General features: G+C 68.3%; 15 protein-coding genes and 1 tRNA gene. 4 read left to right on the top strand and 12 right to left on the bottom strand.

Annotated elements, in window-relative coordinates; genetic code table 11:
• Positions 1 to 106 precede the first annotated feature (106 nt).
• The 6 genes from rho to argS all read right to left on the bottom strand — a co-directional run bounded on the left by rho (position 107) and on the right by argS (position 9137).
• Positions 107 to 2239, bottom strand: a complete 2133-nt coding sequence (rho, locus tag AC5RUK_RS00545; RefSeq protein WP_494151091.1) for a transcription termination factor Rho — start codon at positions 2237 to 2239, stop codon at positions 107 to 109.
• 317 nt (positions 2240 to 2556) lie between these two features.
• On the bottom strand, positions 2557 to 3543 hold the full coding sequence (gene thrB / locus AC5RUK_RS00540) for a homoserine kinase (protein ID WP_494108623.1): 987 nt from the start codon (positions 3541 to 3543) through the stop codon (positions 2557 to 2559).
• On the bottom strand, positions 3536 to 4636 hold the full coding sequence (thrC, locus tag AC5RUK_RS00535) for a threonine synthase (protein WP_494108624.1): 1101 nt from the start codon (positions 4634 to 4636) through the stop codon (positions 3536 to 3538). The genes thrB and thrC overlap by 8 nt, the downstream gene beginning before the upstream one ends.
• The gene (locus AC5RUK_RS00530) at positions 4637 to 5962 is read right to left on the bottom strand and encodes a homoserine dehydrogenase (RefSeq protein WP_494108693.1); all 1326 of its coding nucleotides are present in this window, start codon (positions 5960 to 5962) and stop codon (positions 4637 to 4639) included.
• Positions 5963 to 6018: 56 nt separating this feature from the next.
• Entirely contained in the window at positions 6019 to 7494 is a 1476-nt protein-coding gene (gene lysA / locus AC5RUK_RS00525; protein WP_494108625.1) for a diaminopimelate decarboxylase, read from the bottom strand.
• Positions 7494 to 9137, bottom strand: a complete 1644-nt coding sequence (argS, locus tag AC5RUK_RS00520) for an arginine--tRNA ligase (protein ID WP_494108626.1) — start codon at positions 9135 to 9137, stop codon at positions 7494 to 7496. The genes lysA and argS overlap by 1 nt, the downstream gene beginning before the upstream one ends.
• 216 nt (positions 9138 to 9353) lie before the next feature.
• On the opposite strand from argS, the gene AC5RUK_RS00515 reads away from it, so the two are divergent.
• Positions 9354 to 9426: transfer RNA gene (locus AC5RUK_RS00515), tRNA-Arg, on the top strand.
• Between the two features lie 84 nt (positions 9427 to 9510).
• Here AC5RUK_RS00515 and AC5RUK_RS00510 read toward each other — a convergent pair.
• On the bottom strand, positions 9511 to 10137 hold the full coding sequence (locus tag AC5RUK_RS00510) for a hypothetical protein (protein WP_494108627.1): 627 nt from the start codon (positions 10135 to 10137) through the stop codon (positions 9511 to 9513).
• A 167-nt stretch (positions 10138 to 10304) separates the two neighbouring features.
• Positions 10305 to 11303: a GlxA family transcriptional regulator gene (locus AC5RUK_RS00505; protein WP_494108628.1), complete on the bottom strand. Its 999-nt coding sequence runs from the start codon at positions 11301 to 11303 to the stop codon at positions 10305 to 10307.
• A gap of 81 nt (positions 11304 to 11384) precedes the next feature.
• Between AC5RUK_RS00505 and AC5RUK_RS00500 the strand changes: the two genes are divergently transcribed.
• Entirely contained in the window at positions 11385 to 11552 is a 168-nt protein-coding gene (locus tag AC5RUK_RS00500) for a hypothetical protein (protein WP_494108629.1), read from the top strand.
• A gap of 113 nt (positions 11553 to 11665) precedes the next feature.
• Here AC5RUK_RS00500 and AC5RUK_RS00495 read toward each other — a convergent pair whose 3' ends face one another.
• The gene (locus AC5RUK_RS00495; RefSeq protein WP_494151090.1) at positions 11666 to 12223 is read right to left on the bottom strand and encodes a DinB family protein; all 558 of its coding nucleotides are present in this window, start codon (positions 12221 to 12223) and stop codon (positions 11666 to 11668) included.
• Positions 12224 to 12472: 249 nt separating this feature from the next.
• Between AC5RUK_RS00495 and AC5RUK_RS00490 the strand changes: the two genes are divergently transcribed.
• Entirely contained in the window at positions 12473 to 13477 is a 1005-nt protein-coding gene (locus AC5RUK_RS00490) for a helix-turn-helix transcriptional regulator (protein WP_494151089.1), read from the top strand.
• 30 nt (positions 13478 to 13507) lie between these two features.
• On the opposite strand, the gene AC5RUK_RS00485 is transcribed toward AC5RUK_RS00490, so the two are convergent.
• The 3 genes from AC5RUK_RS00485 to AC5RUK_RS00475 all read right to left on the bottom strand — a co-directional run bounded on the left by AC5RUK_RS00485 (position 13508) and on the right by AC5RUK_RS00475 (position 16289).
• Complete coding sequence (locus AC5RUK_RS00485; protein WP_494151088.1) at positions 13508 to 14296, bottom strand: ABC transporter ATP-binding protein; 789 nt, start codon at positions 14294 to 14296, stop codon at positions 13508 to 13510.
• A 1-nt stretch (position 14297) separates the two neighbouring features.
• Positions 14298 to 15197 (bottom strand): ABC transporter permease, encoded by a 900-nt coding sequence (locus AC5RUK_RS00480; RefSeq protein WP_493989230.1) that lies wholly within the window; start codon positions 15195 to 15197, stop codon positions 14298 to 14300.
• A 102-nt stretch (positions 15198 to 15299) separates the two neighbouring features.
• On the bottom strand, positions 15300 to 16289 hold the full coding sequence (locus AC5RUK_RS00475; protein ID WP_493989304.1) for an ABC transporter substrate-binding protein: 990 nt from the start codon (positions 16287 to 16289) through the stop codon (positions 15300 to 15302).
• Positions 16290 to 16659: 370 nt separating this feature from the next.
• Between AC5RUK_RS00475 and hrpA the strand changes: the two genes are divergently transcribed.
• Entirely contained in the window at positions 16660 to 20655 is a 3996-nt protein-coding gene (gene hrpA / locus AC5RUK_RS00470) for an ATP-dependent RNA helicase HrpA (RefSeq protein WP_494151087.1), read from the top strand.
• Positions 20656 to 20697: the final 42 nt, after the last annotated feature.

Here is a 20697-nt window from a genome sequence, read left to right as displayed (position 1 = left end):
TAGCAATGGCGGTGGTGCGGGCGATGCGCCCTTAAACGACAAGCCGCCCAGCACACGCCGGCCCGAGCGCAGAGGCGGGACCGGCCCGTGTGGGCGGCTAAGGCAGCTACTTGTCGTTTTCGGACTTCGAGCCGAGCGTCGTCTTCTGGACCTGCATCAGGAACTCGACGTTGGACTGCGTCTCCCGGATCTTGCCGGTGAGCAGTTCCAGCGCCTGCTGGGTGTCCAGTCCGGAGAGGACGCGGCGCAGGCGCCACATGATCTTGACCTCTTCGGGCGAGAGCAGGTTCTCCTCGCGCCGGGTGCCCGAGGCGTTGACATCGACGGCCGGGAAGATGCGCTTGTCTGCCAGCGAGCGGGACAGGCGCAGTTCCATGTTGCCGGTGCCCTTGAACTCCTCGAAGATGACCTCGTCCATCTTGGACCCGGTCTCCACCAGTGCGGTGGCGAGGATGGTCAGGGAGCCGCCGTTTTCAATGTTCCGGGCGGCGCCGAAGAAGCGCTTCGGCGGGTACAGCGCCGACGAGTCCACGCCGCCGGAGAGGATGCGGCCCGAGGCCGGGGCGGCCAGGTTGTAGGCGCGGCCCAGGCGGGTCATCGAGTCCAGCAGGACGACCACGTCCATGCCCATCTCCACCAGTCGCTTGGCGCGCTCGATGGCCAGTTCGGCCACGGTGGTGTGGTCATCGGCGGGACGGTCGAAGGTCGAGGCGATGACCTCGCCCTTGACCGTGCGCTGCATGTCGGTGACTTCTTCGGGCCGCTCATCGACCAGCACCATCATGAGGTGGACCTCGGGGTTGTTGGTGGTGATCGCGTTGGCGATGGACTGCAGGATCAACGTCTTGCCGGCCTTCGGCGGGGAGACGATCAGGCCGCGCTGGCCCTTGCCGATCGGAGCCACCAGGTCGATGACGCGGGGGCCGATCTTCTTCGGCTCGGTCTCCAGGCGCAGTCGCTCGGACGGGTACAGCGGAACCAGCTTGGTGAAGTCCACGCGGTCCTTGTTGTCCTCCACCGGCTTGCCGTTGACCGAGGTGAGCTTGACCAGCGCGTTGAACTTCTGCCGGCTGCTCTGGCCGCCGGAATCGCCGTCACGCGGAGCGCGGATGGCACCGACGACGGCGTCGCCCTTGCGCAGGTTGTGCTTCTTGACCTGGGCAAGCGAGACGTACACGTCGTTCGGTCCGGGCAGGTAGCCGGAGGTGCGCACGAAGGCGTAGTTCTCCAGCACGTCCAGGATGCCGGCGACGGGCAGCAGCACGTCGTCGTCGGAAATCTCGGTGTCGTCGACCTCCGGGCCGCGGTCGCGGCCGCGGCGCCGCTCGTTGCGGTCGCGGTAGCGGGTGTTGTTGCTGTCGTTGTCGCGGCGGTTGCGGCGGTTGCGGTTGCGGCCGCGGCCGCCGTCGTCGCCGTCATCCTGGCGGGTGTCGCGGGTGTCGCGCTCCCGGGTGTCGCGGTTGTCGCGGTTGTCCCGGGTGTCGCGCTCCCGGGTGTCGCGGTTGTCCCGGGTGTCGCGGTCGGCTTCGTTCCGGTTGCGGCTGCGGTTGCGGCGATCCGACTGGCCGTCGCCGCGGCCGGACTGCTGCTGCTGGCCGGAGCCGTCCTGGCTGTCCTTCTTCTCGTCCTGCCTGCCCTCGGCCGGCTTGCCCTCGGCGGCTTCCTGCGGGGCGTCGGCCTTGGTCTCGGGCGTGTCCTGCTGGCCGGATTCGGAACGGCGGTTGCGGCCGCGGCTGCGGCGCTCCTGGCGTCCTTCACCGTCGGCCGGAGCGTTGTCCGCTGCGGGGGCCTGGGCCGGGGACTCGGCAGGCGCTTCGGTGGCGGCGGCCGTTGCTTCCCCGTCGGCGGAAGCCACGGCGCCGTCGCTGCTGGCGCGGCGGTTGCGGTTGCGGGTGCGGCTGACCCGCTCCGCCGCCTTGGTCAGGTCGCCACCGGACGTGCCGCCGGTTGCGCCGTCGCCGGCCGGGCCGGCGGTCTCTTCCTTGGCCGCCGCCGGCGCTTCGGTGCGCACCGGCTGGTCGGCCTTCTTGGCCGTGCGGTCGGCTACGGAAGAGCCACGCTGGTGGTCGGAAATCGCGGCGACCAGGTCGCCCTTGCGCATCCGCGAGCCGCCGGTGATGCCGAGCTGCCCCGCCAGCACCTGCAGTTGGGCCAGCTTCAGGCCGGCAAGGCCTGCACTCTTCGGTGCAGGAGAGTCTATTGTTTCCACACCTGCGGTCAGGTCAGTGGTTTCGGTCACGAAGGATCCTTCCCCCTCGTCGGGCGGTGTGCATATGAAGCGCACCGCGTTGTTTGCCACCCGGCCGATGCATGAGAAGCCCGGCTGGGTCCGGTATTGCCTGCGGCGTCATGCCGAAACAAGTCCGGGTGATCAGAGATGAAAACCTTGAAACAAGCCGTCCGGATGGAACGAGTGAGGTCCTGTCCGGCCGATGGCCGGCAGCAACGCCGTTGAGTGCCGCGGAAGGCTCCTGAAAGGCTGCACCTGGAACGGGGATCCTGCCCAAACGGCTACTCGGCTTGCTTGATCCGGAGCATCCGGCAGGTCCTCGCCGGTTAATCCCGGGGGTGCACTTCCACTTTAGCACCATCTGTGTCCACTGCCAGTTTCAGCACACGCCAGTCTCCCGGCATGTCGCTGTGTTCGAGGTGCGCGGCGATGGCCCGCTGGACCTGCGCCGCTTCCGCCTCGTCCGCGGCGAGGGTCATCACGGTGGGTCCCGCACCGGAGACGACGGCGGCGTGGCCCTGGCTGCGCAACGCCGCGATGAGCGCGGCGCTCGGTTCCATGGCCGGCGCCCGGTGCCGCTGGTGCAGCCAGTCTTCGGTGCCGGCCCTGAGCAGGGACGGATCGCGGGTCAGCGCGTGGACCAGCAGCGCGGCGCGGCCGGAATTGGCGGCGGCAACGTGATGCGGCACGGACTCGGGCAGCAGGTTGCGCGCCGTTTCCGTGGACAGCTCATGGGCCGGGATGGCCAGCACCGGAACGATGTCCGGGCAGATCGGCACGCACGTGCTGGAGAACACCCCGTCTTCTTCCCAGGAGATGGCCAGCTGTCCGCTCAGGGCCGGAGCCACGTTGTCGGGGTGGCCCTCCAGCGCCGAGCATACCTGCAGGATTTTTGCCGCCCCCAGCCGTTCCCGCTCCGGGAGCAGGGCGTCGGCCAGCAGCACGGCGGACACGACGGCGGCGGCCGAGGAACCCATGCCGCGGCCGTGCGGAATGAGGTTCCGGGCCTGAAGTCGCAGCCCGCCGGCGTCGTACCCCGCTTCACGCAGCGTGCTGCGCAAGGTGCGGATAATCAGGTGGTTTTCATCGGAGGGCAGGTCCGCCGCGCCTTCGCCGGTCACGGACGCGTGGAAGACGCCGTCGTCGGTCGATTCCACCGTGACGGTGTCAAAGTACGCCAAGGCAAGGCCCAGGCTGTCGAAGCCCGGACCCAGGTTGGCGCTGGTGGCCGGCACCCGCACCGTGACGCGCTGTCCGGGCGCGATGCGGCCGGCCACCGCGGTGCCCTCCCCCGGCAAGGTGCTGCTACTCAAGACCAAGGGCGCTGGCCACGCTGACCACGTCGAAGTCCACCTTGACCGGCGCCACCTCGCTGCCGTCCTGGGTCTGCAGCGCCCACTGCGGGTCCTTCAGCCCGTGGCCGGTGACCGTGATCACGATGGTCTTGCCCGCGGGCACCTCGCCGGCCGCGTGCTTCTTGAGCACGCCGGCAACGCCCGCCGCAGAGCCCGGCTCCACGAAGACGCCTTCCCGGGAGGAGAGCCAGCGGTGCGCGGCCAGGATCTCGTCGTCGGTCACCGAGTCGATCAGCCCGCCGGACTCGTCGCGTGCGGCGACGGCGGTGTCCCAAGAGGCCGGATTGCCGATCCGGATGGCGGTGGCGATGGTTTCCGGTTCGGTCACCGGGTGTCCCAGCACCAGCGGCGCCGCGCCGGCGGCCTGGAAGCCCCACAGCGTGGGGGTCTTGGTGGCGACCGGCGGGAGCATGCCGGCAACGGCCGATTCGTACGGCGCCGCGTACTCCTGGTACCCCTTCCAGTACGCGGTGATGTTGCCCGCGTTGCCCACCGGCATCACGTGGATGTCCGGGGCGTCGCCCAGATAGTCGACGGTCTCGAAGGCCGCCGTCTTCTGGCCCTGGATGCGTGCCGGGTTCACCGAGTTGACCAGGAACACCGGGTAGGCCTCGGAGAGCTTGCGGGCCACCTCCAGGCAGTTGTCGAAGTTGCCGTTGATCTGGATGATCTCGGCGCCGTGCGCGATCGCCTGGCTCATCTTGCCCATGGCGATCTTGCCCGCCGGCACCAGCACCGCGCACTTCAGCCCGGCCTGGGTGGCATAGGCGGCAGCCGAGGCGGAGGTGTTGCCGGTGGACGCGCAGACCACCGCCTTGGCGCCGGCCTCCACGGCCGCCGTGATGGCCATGGTCATGCCGCGGTCCTTGAAGGAGCCGGTGGGGTTCATCCCCTCCACCTTGAGGTAGACCTCGGAGCCGGTCAGTTCGGAGAGGGCCTTGGCCTGCACCAGCGGGGTGCCGCCTTCGCCGAGGGTGATGATCTCGGTCTGCTCCGATACCGGCAGCCGGTCCGCGTATTCGCGGATGACGCCGCGCCATTGGTGGGCCACTTAGATTCCTTCTACTCGCAGGACAGAGGTAACAGCGTTGACGATGTCGAGTCCGCGCACGGCTTCGACCGTTGCGGCCAGCGACGCCTCGGAGGCCCGGTGGGTGACGAAGCGCAGCTCGGCGGTCACCTTGCCGCCGTCGTGGGCGGCATCCAGGGGGCCTTCGGTGTGGATGGTCTGGCGCATGGTTTCGATGGAGACCCCGTGCTCGGCGAAGACGCCGGCAATCTGGGCCAGCACACCGGGCCGGTCGGCCACGTCCAGGCCGATGTAGTAGCTGGTCCTGACCGAGTCGAGCCCGACGGCGGGCAGGTCCACCGTCGCCGTCTCGGTCCGGCCCGGGCCGCCGCCGACCATGCGCCGGGCGGCGCTGACCACGTCGCCGACCACGGCCGAGGCGGTCGGCGCACCGCCGGCACCCTGGCCGTAGAACATCAGTTCGCCGGCGTTTTCCGCCTCCACGAAGACGGCGTTGAACGCTCCGTGCACGGCGGCCAGCGGGTGTTGGCGCGGCAGCAGGGTCGGGTGGACGCGCACGGACACGCCCTCGCGGCCGTCGGCGCCGCGCAGCCGCTCGGCGATCGCCAGCAGCTTGATCACGTAGCCGGCGTCCCGGGCCGCGGCGATGTCGTCGGCGGAGACGGAGCTGATGCCCTGGCACTGGACGTCGGCCAGGTCGACCGCGGTGTGGAAGGCCAGCCCGGCCAGGATGGCGCCCTTGGCGGCGGCGTCATGGCCTTCGATGTCGGCGGTGGGGTCGGCTTCGGCGTAGCCGAGCTCCTGCGCGGCGGCCAGCGCCTCGCCAAACTGGGCGCCGGTGGAATCCATCTGGTCCAGGATGTAGTTGGTGGTTCCGTTGACGATGCCCATCACCTTGGTGACGCGGTCCCCCGCCAGCGACTCGCGGATGGGCCGCAGGATCGGGATCGCCCCGGCCACGGCCGCCTCAAAGGAGAGCTCGACGCCGGCGTCGTCGGCCTGCGCGTACAGCTCCTGGCCGTCGGCGGCCAGCAGGGCCTTGTTGCCGGTGACGACGGCGGCCCCGTTGGCGATCGCGGTGCGGATGAGCGTCCGGGCCGGTTCCAGGCCGCCCAGCAGTTCGATCACAATGTCGGCGTCCTTGACCAGCGTCGCGGCGTCGGTGGTGAACAGCTCGGCGGGCAGTTCAACGGCCCGTTTGGCCGCGGCGTTGCGCACCGCGATGCCGGTCAGTTCCAGCCGCGCGCCGGTCCGTGCGGCGAGCACATCGGCGTCGTCAATCAGGATGCGGGCCACCTGGGCGCCGACGTTCCCGCATCCCAACAGTGCTACCTTCAGCGTTTTCATGCTGCCCAAACTCTCAGTCTTTTATTCACTCGCATTGGCTGCTGCCCGACCGGCGGTCAGCCCAGGTCGCGGGCCAGCAGGTCGGCTTCGGTTTCACCTCGGATGATCAACCGCGCCTCGCCGCCGCGCACGGCAACCACAGGTGGCCGGGCAACGTAGTTGTAGTTGCTGGAGAGCGCCCAGCAATAGGCCCCGGTCGCCGGCACCGCCAGCAGGTCCCCTGCCTCGATGTCCTCGGGCAGGTAAACGTTCCTGACTACAATGTCACCGCTCTCGCAATGTTTACCAACCACGCGGGAAATAATCGGGGTCGCGTCCGTCACACGGGAGGCCAGCGCCGCCGAATAGTCGGCGTCATAGAGCACGGGGCGGGCGTTGTCGCTCATGCCTCCGTCCACGGACACGTAGCGCCGCGGGCTGCTGCCGCCGCCGTCCACGTCCACCTGGACGGTCTTGCGGGTGCCGGCCGAGTACAGCGTGAACGTGCTGGGCCCGGCGATTGCCCGGCCCGGTTCGATCGAGATCCGCGGCACCCGGATGCCCAGCCGCCCGGTGACGGACCGCACGACGGCGGCCATCGCCTGGGCGAGTTCTGCCGGCGGGCGGGGGGCGTCGGCCTCGGTGTAGGCGATGCCGTAACCGCCGCCCAGGTCCAGTTCGTGCAGCTCCACGCCGTGGACCTGCTTGACCTCGGCCACGAACGTGAGCAGCCGTTCGGCCGCCAGCGCGAAGCCTTCCGGTTCGAAGATCTGCGATCCGATATGGCAGTGCAGGCCCAGCAGGTTAATGGACTCGTGCTCCAGCGCCGCCGCCACGGCCTGTGCGGCCGGGGAGCCGGCCGACTGGGGCTGCCCACCGGCGTCGTGCCCCGCGCCGTCGTCGGCGCTGGCCATCGAGAGACCGAATTTCTGGTCTTCGTGCGCCGTGGCAATGAACTCGTGGGTGTGCGCGTGCACGCCGGGGGTCAGCCGCAGCATCACGTTGGCCATCTCGCCGCGGGCCGCGGCGATGGCTCCGAGGCGTGCCAGTTCGTCCAGGCTGTCCACCACGATGCGGCCCAGCCCCATGTCCAGCGCGCGGTGGAGCTCGGCGTCCGACTTGTTGTTGCCGTGCAGGCCCAGGTCCTCCCCCGGGATGCCCGCGCGGGCGGCGACGGCCAGCTCCCCGCCGCTGCAGGTGTCCAGCCGCAGCCCCTCCTGCGCCACCCAGCGGGCGATTTCCACGCTGAGGAACGCCTTGCCGGCGTAGTACACATCCACGCCGCCGCAGAGCGTGCTGAAAGCCTCGTCGAAGGCTTGCTTGAACTCGCGCGCCCGGGCCCGGAAGTCGTCCTCGGACACCACGAACAGCGGCGTGCCGAACTGTTCCTTGAGCCGGGTGACGCCGAGGCCGGAGATTTCCAGTTCGCCCTCCGCACCGCGGGACACGTCCCGGGCCCAGAGCTTGGCGTCCAGCCGGTTGACGTCCTGCGGGCAGGTGAGCCAGTCCGGAGCCAGCGGAGAGGCGGCGGCGGTTTCGTGTGCTGCGGGCATTACATCCTCTCCGGCGCGCTGACGCCCAGCAGGCCAAGGCCGTTGGCCAGGACCTGGGTCACGGCGGCGTTCAACCACAAACGGGTACGGTGCGTGTCGGTGACTTCGCCGTCGCCGATCGGCGTCACCCGGCAGGCGTCGTACCAGCGGTGGTACGCGCCGGCGATGACTTCCAGGTGCCGGGCGATGCGGTGCGGTTCCCGCAGCTTCGCGGCCGTGGCGACCACCGACGGGTAGGCGCCGAGCACCGCCAGCAGTTCGTTCTCCGTGGCGTGGTCCAGCAGCGATGCATTGAACGCGCTGCGGTCCACGCCGGAAGAGGCCGCGTTGCGCGCGACGGCACAGGTGCGCGCATGGGCGTACTGCACGTAGAAGACCGGGTTGTCGTTGCTGTGCTTGACCAGCAGGTCCAGATCGATATCGATGTTGGAATCGGCGTGCGAACGGGTGAGGGCATAGCGGGCGGCATCCACGCCCACGGCATCGACGAGGTCCTCCATGGTCACCACCGTGCCGGCCCGCTTCGACATCCGCATGGGCTTGCCGTCCTTGACCAGGTTGACCATCTGACCGATCAGCACTTCCACCCGGTCGGCATCGTCGCCGATGGCAGCCGCGGCGGCTTTCAGCCGGGCAACGTAGCCGTGGTGGTCGGCGCCGAGCATGTAGATGCACAGGTCAAAGCCGCGGTCCCGCTTGTTCTTGAAGTACGCGATGTCGCCGGCAATATATGCGGCGTTGCCGTCGGACTTGATGACGACGCGGTCCTTGTCGTCACCGAAGTCGGTGGACCTCAACCACCAGGCGCCGTCCTGGAAATAGAGGCTGCCGGAGGTTTTGAGCTGCTGGAGCAGCTTTTCGACCGCGCCGTCCTCGAACAGGGAGTTTTCGTGGAAGTAGACGTCGAAGTCCACACCGAACTCGTGCAGCGATTCCTTGATGCCGGCAAACATCAGTTCGACGCCGCGGCTGCGGAACTCTTCCTGCGGGTCGGCCGCCGACAGTGCATCCGGGTTCTGCCGCAGCACCGCCTGGGCGATGTCGCCGATGTAGTCCCCGCCGTAGCCGTCCTCGGGGGCGGGTTCGCCCTTTGCCTTCGCCAGCAGCGAGCGGGCGAAGCGGTCGATCTGCGACCCGTGGTCGTTGAAGTAGTACTCGCGCGTGACGTCGGCGCCCTGGGCGGCCAGAATGCGGGCCAGGGCATCGCCCAGTGCCGCCCAGCGGGTCCCGCCCAGGTGGATGGGACCGGTCGGGTTGGCGGAGACGAATTCGAGGTTGATCCGCTGGCCGGCCAGGTCGCTGGCGGTGCCGAAGGCGCTGCCGGCCTCCACGATGCTGCGGGCCAGCGTTCCCGCGGCGGCGGCGTCCACGGTGATGTTCAGGAATCCGGGTCCCGCGATGTCCACCCGGCTTACGCCGTCGATTTTCTCCAACCGCGCGCTGAGGATTTCGGCGAACTGGCGCGGGCTCATGCCGGCCTTCTTGCCCAGCTGCATGGCGATGTTGGTGGCCCAGTCCCCGTGCTCGCGGTTCTTCGGGCGCTCCACGCGGACCTCGCTGGGCATTTCGACGGCGAAGTCGCCGGCGTCGACGGCGGCCTGCAGACAGGCGGCAATGGCAGCGGAAAGTTCTTCAGGAGTCACCCCACAAGCATAGGGCAATCCCTTGATCCGCCCGGCTTTCGGCGGCCTGGCTGTGACCGGGCTCGCAGCCGCCCGGCCGGACGGACCTGCGCACCGGACCGGCCGCTCCCCCGCCCCGTCGCCGCCGGGCCCGGTCCGGGCGCATTTCTTCTGGCGGCTCAGATACTGATAAGCTCAATAGGTCCCGCAGGGCACCGGGTTATCAGCCGGTGCCGCGCCCTCGTAGCTCAGGGGATAGAGCGTCTGCCTCCGGAGCAGAAGGCCGTAGGTTCGAATCCTATCGAGGGCACTGATGTGCAGGACAAGGGAGAATCCCCGGCGAAACCGCCGGGGATTCTCTCGTTAACAACAGTCGGCCAGCGCCGGACCCGCGTCACTCGCCGTCCCGCGGCCCGTCGAATTGGCGGTCGACGCCGACCTGGTCCACTTTGCGGTGGAAATGCATTCCGGACCTGCCGCCGAGAATGGCACCGGCGAGCGAGACCAGTGCCGCGACGACTAGAAAAACGATGCCGCCGGTCGTCAACTCCCCTTCGCCGAGGGGCACGCGGGGGAAACTGTTCAAGGCGCTCAGGACGTTGAACTGGCTGCCGGCGATCAGACCCAGGATGGCCAGCACAATCGCAACCACAATTGCCCACAGCCACACGGCCAACCCCTGCTTGACCCCGTCGAAGCGGGCCATCCGGCCCGCGACGTATCCGCCGCAGAAGTACGAGATGAACAGGATGACGGCCAAGATGATGCCGCCCACTATTCCGACCGTCCCCAGGTTTTGGGACGCTTGATCGGCAACCTGCGCAGGATCGGCGCTCTCGGCGATCCCCACTGCCGTGCCGATGGCGGCTACGAGCGCCGTCAGGATGACCCCGATCCCGGTAGCCGCGAGCCAGCCGAAGAACGCCGAACCCCACTTGATGCCGCCGAATTGGCGCCTCTCCGCCGCTACCACTTCATTGCGCCGCTGCTTCGGGCTCCTGGCCCCTTCTGCTGAACTCATTACCGGTTCTCCCTTATTCGCTTCGAGTGCGCGCACCCGAAGCCTCGATGCGCCGTGACCATCCGCCGCGCGTCGCCCGACGGACTACTAAGCACACTTATGATTGTGCATGCACACCGGCCGCGGGACAAGGCCACTCCCCCGGTTGCCGGGGTGAGAACCAGCCCCTAGCCAGCCGCACTGCCTGCCGGCTGCCGCGCGCCGGCGGTGGCGCCGCTGCCACGGAAGGTGCGGCGGTAGGAGGCAGGGCTCACGCCGACGGCCTTGGCAAAATGGTGGCGCAGCAGCACCGCCTGGCCAAACCCGGTGATCCGGGCAATCTCTTCGACGTTCAGGTCCGATTCCTCCAGCAGTTCCTGCGCGCGCAGCACCCGCTGAGCGTTGATCCATGCCGCCGGCGTCGCGCCGGTCTCGGCCCGGAACCGCCGGGCGAAGGTGCGCTCGGACATGTGCACCCGGGCGGCCAGCTGGGCAACGCTTACCTCTTGGGCCAGGTTTTCGGTGAGCCACGCCAGCAGGTCTTTGAGGGTATGGCAGCCGGCCAGCGACATGGGCCGGTCAATATATTGCGCCTGGCCTCCGGCCCGGTGCGGCGGCACCACCATGTCCCTCGCGATGGCCGTCGCCACGGATGCCCCGAGTTCGGTCCGGACCAGGTGCAGGCAGGCGTCGATTCCCGCGGCCGTGCCGGCGCTGGTGATGATGCGGTCGTCTTCCACGTAAAGCACGTTTTCGTCGACGTCGACCCGGGGATATTCGGCAGCCAGTTGGTGCGAGTACTGCCAGTGCGTGGTGGCGCGGCGGCCGTCCAGCAGGCCCGCTTCGGCCAGCACGAAGGCCGCCGAGCACACGGACAACACCCAGGCGCCGCGGGCATGGGCGGCACGCAGGGCCTGCAGAAGTGCTTCGGGGGCTTGGTCCATGCGCTGGTACGGTGCCACCACCACCAGGTCGGCGTCGGCGGCGGCCTCCAGTCCGAGCGGGACATTCAGGGAGAACCCCAGCTTGGTGCCGACGGTCCCCGGCTCAGGAGTGCAGATCCGGAAGTCGAACGCCGGAACGCCGGTCCCGCGGTCGGACCGGTCGATGCCGAAGACTTCGCAGACCACCCCGAATTCGAACGGGGCAGCTCCCGGAAGCACTACCAAGGCCACTTTTTTCAGCATGTCCCCAGTATGGCAGTTTTTTATGCTTTATGGTCGTTTCTGCCACTCTTTTTTGGGCGGCGGCAGGACCACCATGGAGGCATGGAACTCCTCCTGATCACCGCCCTGGCACTCCTCGTTATCACCGGTACCCTCCGGCTGATCCTCCGTGACGGACGGGGAATCACCCCGCCGGAACGCTCGCAGGCCGACTGGACGGCCGGCTCCACCCCGAGCCGCCCCTACACCGACCTCGCCCGACTGGCCTGACCCCACCCCCTGTCCGCACCGACGGCCTCCCTCCGGGAGGGACCTGCGGGGCCTGCCCCCCCGGCCGGCACGTCCGGCCGGGCTTGGCCCCTCGGGTCCGCCCGGTTCCGGGACTACTGGCGGTGGGCGAAGAGGTCGCGCAACAGTGCGACCTCGGCCAAATGATGAATCATTTCCCGGTTGATGTGCAGCACCAGCGTCCCCATGGAGCGATCGGCATAGGGGCCCTCGGCGGGCCCGCAGGGCAGCGCCAGCCCCTCGTCGCCGAGTGCACGGACTCCCGCAATCCAGCGCGCATAGTATTCGTCCAGCAACTCCAACGCCGCTGACGCCGTGCCCGGATAGTCGAACGATTCGTACAAGACCGGCGGACCGCCGAAGTGCGAGGCGTTCCGGCTGCCCAGCACGCCCACCAGAATGTGGCCCAGCCGCCAGGCGACTGTGGTTACCGGCGGCGGCACCGGCTCCGAAAGTGCGAAGTCGATCGTGAAATCACCGGCGCCCACCGCCATCGGTGCCGTACTCGTGCCGCGGTGGCGCACGTTCCAGCAGCCCTCGGCCGGCTCCCAGAAGTATTCTTCGTCGGTGAGGCCCTCCAGCCGCGGCCGGGCCTGGGCGTCCCAATGCCAGGTCAGCTGCTCGAGCAACTCCTCGGCTGCTTTGAAAGGCATGCCGGCTCCTCCCCAACGGCGGCTCCTCGGCTCCGGAGCCTGGGAGTCCATCATGCCGGGCAGCCGGCCGTTTGCCCAGAGCCGGCCACGGCCCTGGCACGGCGCAGAGTTTCCCGGCGCCACCCCGGTTTGCATTACCGGACAGCTCCTGTCCTCAATCAGGACTAGAGTGGCCCTGTTGCCGGAGCTACCGGCACCCGCGCGTGCTGCATGATTCCGCACGCTCCGGCTGCAGATGACAGGTGGGCCATGCTCGAAACGTCCGCGCGGCTGTTGCAGCTGCTCTCCCTGCTCCAGATGCGCCGGGAGTGGACCGGCTCCGCCCTGGCCGAGCGCATGAGCGTCACCGAACGCACGGTGCGCCGCGACATCGGCAAGCTGCGCAACCTCGGTTATCCCATCAATGCGTCCCCCGGCGTCGCCGGCGGCTACCAGCTGGGCGCGGGCGCGCAGCTTCCACCGCTGCTGCTGGACGACGACGAAGCGCTCGCCGTCGCGCTGGGCCTCGGGGCGGTGACCGCGAGCCCGGTGGCCGGCGTCGGCGAGGCCTCGCTTCGGGCGCTGACCAAACTGGAGCAGGTGCTGCCCGCGCGGCTCCGCCCCAAGTTTTCCACCCTGAAGAACGCCGTGGTCACCCTGGCCGGCCCCACCGCCGCCGTGGATCCCGAGGTGCTGACCGGGATCTCCACCGCCATTGCCGAACGGCGCGTGATCGGCTTCCGCTACGCCAAGGCAGACGGCGAGTCCGGCCGCCGTTTGGCCGAACCGTACCGGCTGGTGGACACCGGCCGCCGTTGGTATCTCGTGGCCTACGATACGGACCGGCAGGACTGGCGCACCTTCCGGGTGGACCGGTTCGAATCGGTTCCCTCGGCCCGTGAACGCTTTGCCCCGCGGCAGCTGCCGCAGCCGGACCTGGCCGCCTACGTCCAACAATCGATCACCAGGTCCCCGTACAGGTTCGACGTGGTGGTACGGATCCACGCTCCGCTGCAGGCAGTCGCGGAGAGGATCCCGCCGAACATCGCCGTCCTGTCCGACGACGGCGGCGCCACCTTGCTGCGGGCGGGTTACGATTCGCTGGACTACCCACTGGTGGAGCTGGCCGCCACCGGCCTTGCGTTCGAAATCCTGGAGCCGGCGGAATTCCGGCAGCGCGCCGCGGAGCTCGCGGGCCGGCTGGCTGCTGCCGCCGGCACGGGAACGGCGGCCGCCCCCTACCGCATAGGTGGGACAGCCGCCGTCGTACGTTGACGCGGGCCGATGGCTCCGGGAGCGCGGACGCTACTGGAGCATGGTGCGGTCGTCGACCACGCCCTTGATCTTCTCGAACTCATGCAGCAGGTCCGGCACGGTGGCCTTCTGCTTCTGTTCCTGGTCCAGATCCAGGATGATCCGGCCCTCATGCATCATGATCAGCCGGGTGCCCAGCCGCAGCGCCTGCTCCATGTTGTGGGTCACCATCAGCGTGGTCAGGCGGTGCCGGTCGACCACTTCCGCGGTCAGGCGGCTGACCAGCTCCGCGCGCTGCGGATCGAGGGCCGCGGTGTGCTCATCCAGCAGCAGGATCTTCGGGCTGCTGAACGTGGCCATCAGCAGCGACAGTGCCTGCCGCTGGCCGCCCGAGAGCAGCCCCACCTTGGCCTTGAGCCGGTTCTCCAGCCCGAGCTCCAGCGAACGCAGCTCTTCTTTGAAGAATTCGCGCTTCTTGCGGGTCACGCCGGGGCGCAGTCCGCGGCGCTTGCCGCGTTCGTAGGCGATGGCCAGGTTCTGTTCGATGGTCATCTCCGGTGACGTTCCCGCCATCGGGTCCTGGAAGACGCGTCCGACGAAGCGGGCCCGCTGGTGGTCGGCCAGCCTGGTGACGTCGTTGCCGTCGATGCTCACCGTGCCGACGTCCGGGCGCAGCTTGCCGGAGGTGATGTTCAGGATGGTCGATTTGCCGGCGCCGTTGCTGCCGATCACCGTGACGAATTCGCCCGCGGCCAGGGACAGGTCGATCTCCTGCAGGGCAACGCGCTCGTTGACGGTGCCCGCGAAGAAGGTCTTGTGAACGTTCTTGATATCCAGCATGTCAGCCCTTCGCTCCCGTCAGGGACTTCTTCATTTTTCCGAGCCCGCCGACACGGCGAAAGACCTTCCACTGGGGCAGCACCAGCGCGATGACCACCAGCACGGCCGAGACCAGCTTCATGTCGTTCGGCTGCAGGCCGGCCTGGAGGGCCAGCTGGATGACCACGCGGTACAGCACGGAACCGAGCACCACGGCCAAGGTGGCGATCCAGATCAGGCGGGTTCCGAAGATCGCCTGGCCGATGATCACCGAGGCCAGGCCGGCCAGGATCAGGCCGATGCCCATGCCGATGTCGGCGAAGCCCTGGTACTGGGCGATGAACGCGCCGCAGACCGCCACGAGCCCGTTGGACAAGGCCAGGCCCAAAATCTTCTGGTTGTCCGTGCTGACGCCGAAGCTGCGGATCATTTGTTCGTTGTCGCCGGTCGCCTGCATGGCCAGTCCGATGTCGGTGTGCAGGAACCAGTCCATGATCACCTTCACGACCAGCGCGACCAGCAGGAAGATGGCGATGGCGCCGATGCCGCCGAGCATGCCCGACTCGCGCAGCGGGGTGATCAGGGTGTCTTCGCGCAACAGCGGCAGGTTGGCCCGGCCCATGATGCGCAGGTTGATGGAGTAGAGGGCGATCATCGTCAGGATGCCGGCCAGCAGGCCGTTAATCTTGCCCTTGGTGTGCAGCAGGCCGGTGACGGTGCCGGCCGCCATGCCGGCGATGAAGGCCAGGACGGTGGCCGTGACCGGCGGCATCCCGTTGATGATGCTGATGGCGGCGACTCCGGCGCCGGTGGTGAAACTGCCGTCGACCGTCAGGTCGGGAAAATCGAGGATGCGGAAGGTCAGGTAGACCCCCAGGGCCATGATCGCGTAGATCAGCCCAAGCTCAACCGCGGTAATCATAGGTAAAGGACCTTGGTTCTCTCGTGGCGTCGATCCGGCGGCCGGGCTGGCCGGCCGCCGGATGGACTGCGGACTTCTTCGGCTCGAGCTGGAAGTTCGGGCTTACTCGAAGACGTGGTCAGCCGTGTCGGCGTAGCCGTCCGGCAGGGTCACACCCATGCGCTTGGCGGCAGCCGGGTTGACGTAGAGTTCCAGCTCGGACTGGGTCTCCACCGGCATGGAAGCCGGTTCCGCCTCGCCCTTGAGGATCTTCACTGCCATCTCGCCGGTCTGGTAGCCCAGCTTTTCGTAGTTGATGCCGTAGGTGGCCACCGTGCCGCGCTTCACCGAGTCGCCCTCGGCGGCAATCGTCAGGATCTTCTTGGACTCGGCCACCTGGATCAGGGACTCCAGGGCGGACACCACGTTGTTGTCGGTCGGTACGTAGAACGCGTCGACGTCGAGCGACTCGGCGGCCTGCTGGACTTCACCGGAGTTGGAGATTGCCGCTTCCTTGATCTCCAGGCCCAGTTCCTTGGCCGCTTCCTTGGCCCATTCCACCTGCACGGTGGAGTTGACCTCGCCCGAGGAGTAGACGATGCCCACGGACTTCGCGTCCGGGTTCAGCTCCTTGACCAGGGCCAGCTGCTCCTCGACCGGGTTGCGGTCCGAGGTCCCGCTGACGTTCGATCCCGGAGCGTCCATGCTCTCCACCAGCGAAGCGGACTCCGGATCGGTGACTGCAGTGAACAGGATCGGGGTGTCGACGATGGCCTGCACGGCCGCCTGGGCGGTCGGTGTCGCGATGGCCAGGATGAGGTCCTTCTGGTCGCTGGCGAACTTGCCGGCGATGGAGGTAGCGGTGCCCTGGTCGCCCTGCGCGTTCTGCTCGTCGTAGGTCACGGTCTCGCCCTCGACGTAGCCGTTGTCGGCCAGCGCCTTCTTGAACCCCTCGCGGGCCGCGTCCAGGGACGGGTGCGAGACAATCTGGCTGATGCCGATCTCCACCGATTCGGTGCTGCCTTCGGCGGCATTGCCCTCGGTCGATCCCGCATTGCCGCACGCGGAAACAAGCAGGGCGGTGGCCAGCAGGCCAGACCCCAGGCCGAACATGGTCGAACGTTTCTTCACAATGTTCCTTTCGAATGTCCATCACGTGCCGGATACTCCGGCACTTTTCCGCCTTGCCGCCCCTCCCCGGCGCGGCTGAAGCGGTCCGCCACACGCGGCGTCGTCATCGGCGCCGGCGGTTATGGCAGGCAACCCTGCGGAAGCGTCCTGAAGATCTTACCTGTGAACCGAGTCACATTGTCTAATCAGAACCGCGGGGTCAGGACAACCATATGAGATACGTCTCGTCCACAGGACAAATTGCCTCCGGTTGTCGCCGGATAGTTATTTTCGTCCACGGGCACCCGCCTCCCCGGGCCTCCCCTGCGGCCGGTCCGGGGCGCCGGGTCCAGCGACTAGACTGGGGTCAATCATGGCTGTGAACATCACGTACCCCGCGGCCCTGCCGGTTTCAGAGCGGCGCGAGGACATCATGGCGGCCATCGCCGCGAACCAGGTGACCGTCATCGCCGGCGAAACCGGCTCCGGCAAGACAACGCAGATCCCGAAGATGTGCCTGGAGCTGGGCCTGGGCGAGAAGGGGCTGATCGGCCACACCCAGCCCCGGCGGCTGGCGGCCCGGACGGTGGCCGAACGCATCGCCGAGGAACTGGACGTGAAGATCGGCCAGGAGGTCGGCTTCCAGGTCCGCTTCACCGGCGAAGTCAGCCGGGATACCCGGATCAAACTGATGACGGACGGCATCCTGCTGGCCGAGATCCAGCACGACAAACTCCTGAAGAAATACAGCACGATCATCATCGACGAGGCCCACGAACGCAGCCTCAACATCGACTTCATCCTGGGTTATCTCAAGCAAATCCTGCCCAAGCGTCCGGACCTGAAGGTCATCATCACCTCGGCGACGATCGATCCGGACCGCTTTGCCCGGCACTTCGGCAGCGGCGACGAACCGGCGCCGGTGATCGAGGTTTCCGGCCGGACCTACCCGGTGGAAATCCGCTACCGCCCCTTGAACCAGCCGGCGGCCACCGACCCCGACAACCCGGACGTGGACGAGCTCGAAGAAGACCGCGACCCGCTCGACGCAGTCTGTGATGCGGTGGACGAGCTGTCCCTGGAGGCCCCGGGCGACATCCTGGCCTTCTTCTCCGGCGAGCGCGAAATCCGCGATGCCGCCGACGCCCTCGCGGCCAGGATCAAGACCAACCGCAGGCTGGCCGGCACCCAGATCCTGCCCCTGTATGCCCGGCTGTCGCTGGCGGAACAGCATCGTGTCTTCTCCCCCGGCGGCCAGCGCAGGATCGTGCTGGCCACCAACGTGGCCGAGACGTCGCTGACCGTTCCGGGCATTAAGTACGTCATCGACACCGGTACGGCGCGCATCTCCCGCTACTCGCACCGGACCAAGGTCCAGCGGCTGCCGATTGAGCGCATCTCCCAGGCCTCGGCCAACCAGCGCTCGGGCCGCTGCGGCCGCGTGAGCGACGGCATCGCCATCCGGCTCTACTCCGAAGAGGACTACGGGTCCCGGCCCGAATTCACCGACCCCGAAATCCTGCGCACCAACCTGGCCGCGGTCATCCTGCAGATGACCGCCATGGGCGTTGCCCGCGGCCCCAAGGACATCGAAGCGTTCCCGTTCGTGGAGCCCCCCGAGTCCCGCGCGATTAACGACGGCGTCACCCTCCTGCGCGAACTCGGCGCCTTGCCCGAGCCCGGCGCCAAGGGAGGGTCCGCGGCGAAGGCGGGGCTCACCGCCGTCGGACGCAAACTGGCGCAACTGCCGGTGGACCCGCGGCTGGGCCGCATGATCGTGGAAGCGGGCCAGCGCGGCTGCGTGCGCGACGTGATGGTCCTGGCGGCGGCGCTGACCATCCAGGACCCGCGGGAACGTTCCCATGGGGACAATGCGGCCAAGCAGCAGGCCAACGAGAAGCACAAGCGCTTCGTGGACGAGAAGTCCGACTTCACCGGCATCCTGAACCTGTGGCGGTACCTGCAGGAGCGGCAGCAGGAGCTCTCCTCCACCCAGTTCCGCAAACTGTGCCGCACCGAGTTCATCAACTACCTGCGGGTCCGGGAGTGGCAGGACCTGTTCGCGCAGCTGCGCCAGTTGGCCAAGCCGCTGGGCATCTCCCTCGAATCGGGGGATGTCGACCCCGTGGGCAGGCACGACGACATCCACAAGTCCCTGCTCGCCGGCCTGCTCAGCCACATTGGCGTCTACGAGGAGCGCAAGCGCGAATACGCCGGCGCGCGCGGCACCCGGTTCGCCATCTTCCCCGGCTCGGCGCTGTTCAAGAAGTCGCCAGACTGGGTGATGGCCGCCGAGCTGGTGGAAACCTCCCGGCTGTGGGCCAGAGTGGCGGCTAAATTCGATCCCGCCTGGGCCGAAGAGATTGCCCCGCAGTTGTGCAAGCGCACGTATTCGGAGCCGCTCTGGTCCAAGAAGATGGGCTCCGTGATGGCCTACGAGAAGGTCACCCTGTACGGGGTGCCGATCGTCCCGCAGCGCCGGATCCAGTACGGCAGGATCGACCGGGAACTCAGCCGCGAGCTGTTCATCCGCCATGCCCTGGTGGAGGGCGACTGGCACACGCACCACAAGTTCTTCCACCGCAACCGCAAGCTGCTGGCCGAGGTCGAGGAACTGGAGACCCGGATGCGCCGCCGCGACCTGCGCGTGGACGACGAAACGCTGTTCGAGTTCTACGACGAGCGGATCGGCCCCGAGGTGGTCTCCGAACGCCACTTCGACAAGTGGTGGAAGGACGCCGGGACGGAAAATCCGGCGCTGCTGGATTTCGATCCGGACGCCGTGCTGGCCGCCGACGCCGAGGAACTGGACACCTCGGCGTTCCCGAAGACCTGGCAGCAGGGGACCTTCGAACTCCCGTTGAGCTACGAATTCTCGCCGGTGGCACCCGGGGCAACCCCGGACCCGTCCGACGGCGTGACGGTACACGTGCCGGTGCTGTTCCTCAACCAGCTGGACGCAGCCCCGTTCCGCTGGCAGATCCCGGGCCTGCGGGTGGAACTGGTGACCGCGCTGATCAAGTCGCTGCCCAAACAGATCCGCAAGAACTTCGTTCCGGCCCCCGACGTTGCCCGGAGCGCGGCGGCGGCCCTGGCGGCGGACTTTGATCCCGCCGAAGATGAACTGGAGCCCTCGCTGGAGCTGGTGCTGCGCCGGCTGAAGGGGCACATCATCCCGCCCGGCTCCTGGAATTGGGACACCGTGCCGCCGCACCTGCGCATGACGTTCCGCGTGCTCGACGGCAACGGCAAGGTGCTGGACGAGGCCAAGGACCTGGCCCGGCTGCAGCAGGAACTTGCGCCGGCCAACCGGCGGGCCATCGCCGAGTCGCTGGGCGCGACGCCCAAGACCGCCCAGCCGTCGCCGGGTGAGCGCCGCGGCGCCCCCGGCAAGAAGCGCGGCGGCGGCCAGGGCGCCGGCGCCGGCGCGGCCGGCACCGGTGCGGCCCCCGCTGCCGGGACACCGGCGTCGGGCACTTCCGGGCAGGCCGTCACGGGCCTGCAGGAACGCAGCGGCCTGACCGCTTGGCCGGACGGCGACCTCCCCCGCGAGGTCAGGCGCGAGGTGGCCGGGCACACCGTGACCGGGTATCCGGCTTTGGTGGACGAAGGCAGCACCGTAGGTGTGCGCGTCTACCAGACACCGGCCGGCCAGCAGGCGGCCATGCGCTCGGGCATCATCCGGCTGCTGGTGCTGCGGGTGCCCTCGCCGCAGCGGTACGTGCTGGACCACCTGAACAATACGGAGAAGCTGACGTTCACGCAGAACCCGCACGGTTCGGTGGCGTCGCTGATCGACGACTGCACGCAGGCCGCGGTGGACAAGCTGGTGCCGGCCGAACTGCCGTTCACCCGGGCCGGATTCGACGCACTGTACGAGCAGGTCCGCGCGGAACTGATCGACACCGTCTTCACCGTGACCGCCACCGTGGAGAAGATCCTCTCCAGCACCCGGCGGATCCAGAAGGAGCTGAAGTCCAACGCCAGCCTGGCCCTGATCAGCCCGCTCTCCGACGTCAAGAGCCAACTGGAGCAGCTGGTCTTCCCCGGGTTCGTGGCGGCCACGGGCTATGCGCAGCTCAGCCAACTGCCGCGCTATCTGGAGGGGATCGAGCGCCGGCTGCAAAAACTGCCGACTGCCGTGGGCCGGGACGTGCAGCACATGGCAGTGGTGCAGCGGCTCGAAGACGAGTACGACGACGCGCGGGCGGCGCTGAAGCCCGGGAACTTGGACGGCTCCGGACTGAAGAGAGTTCGCTGGATGCTGGAAGAACTACGGATCAGCTTCTTCGCGCAGGAACTCGGCACCGCCTATTCGGTGTCCGAGAAGCGCGTCCGAACTGCCCTGAACGAGGCCCTCGCCGGCTGATGAGCGGCACCGTCCGTGTCACCGCGGCGAGGACAGGGTCTG

This window comes from Arthrobacter sp. Y3223065 (genome assembly GCF_059090885.1).
The sequence above is the reverse complement of the archived record's forward strand: the minus strand, read 5'-3'. Positions and strand labels throughout refer to the sequence as shown.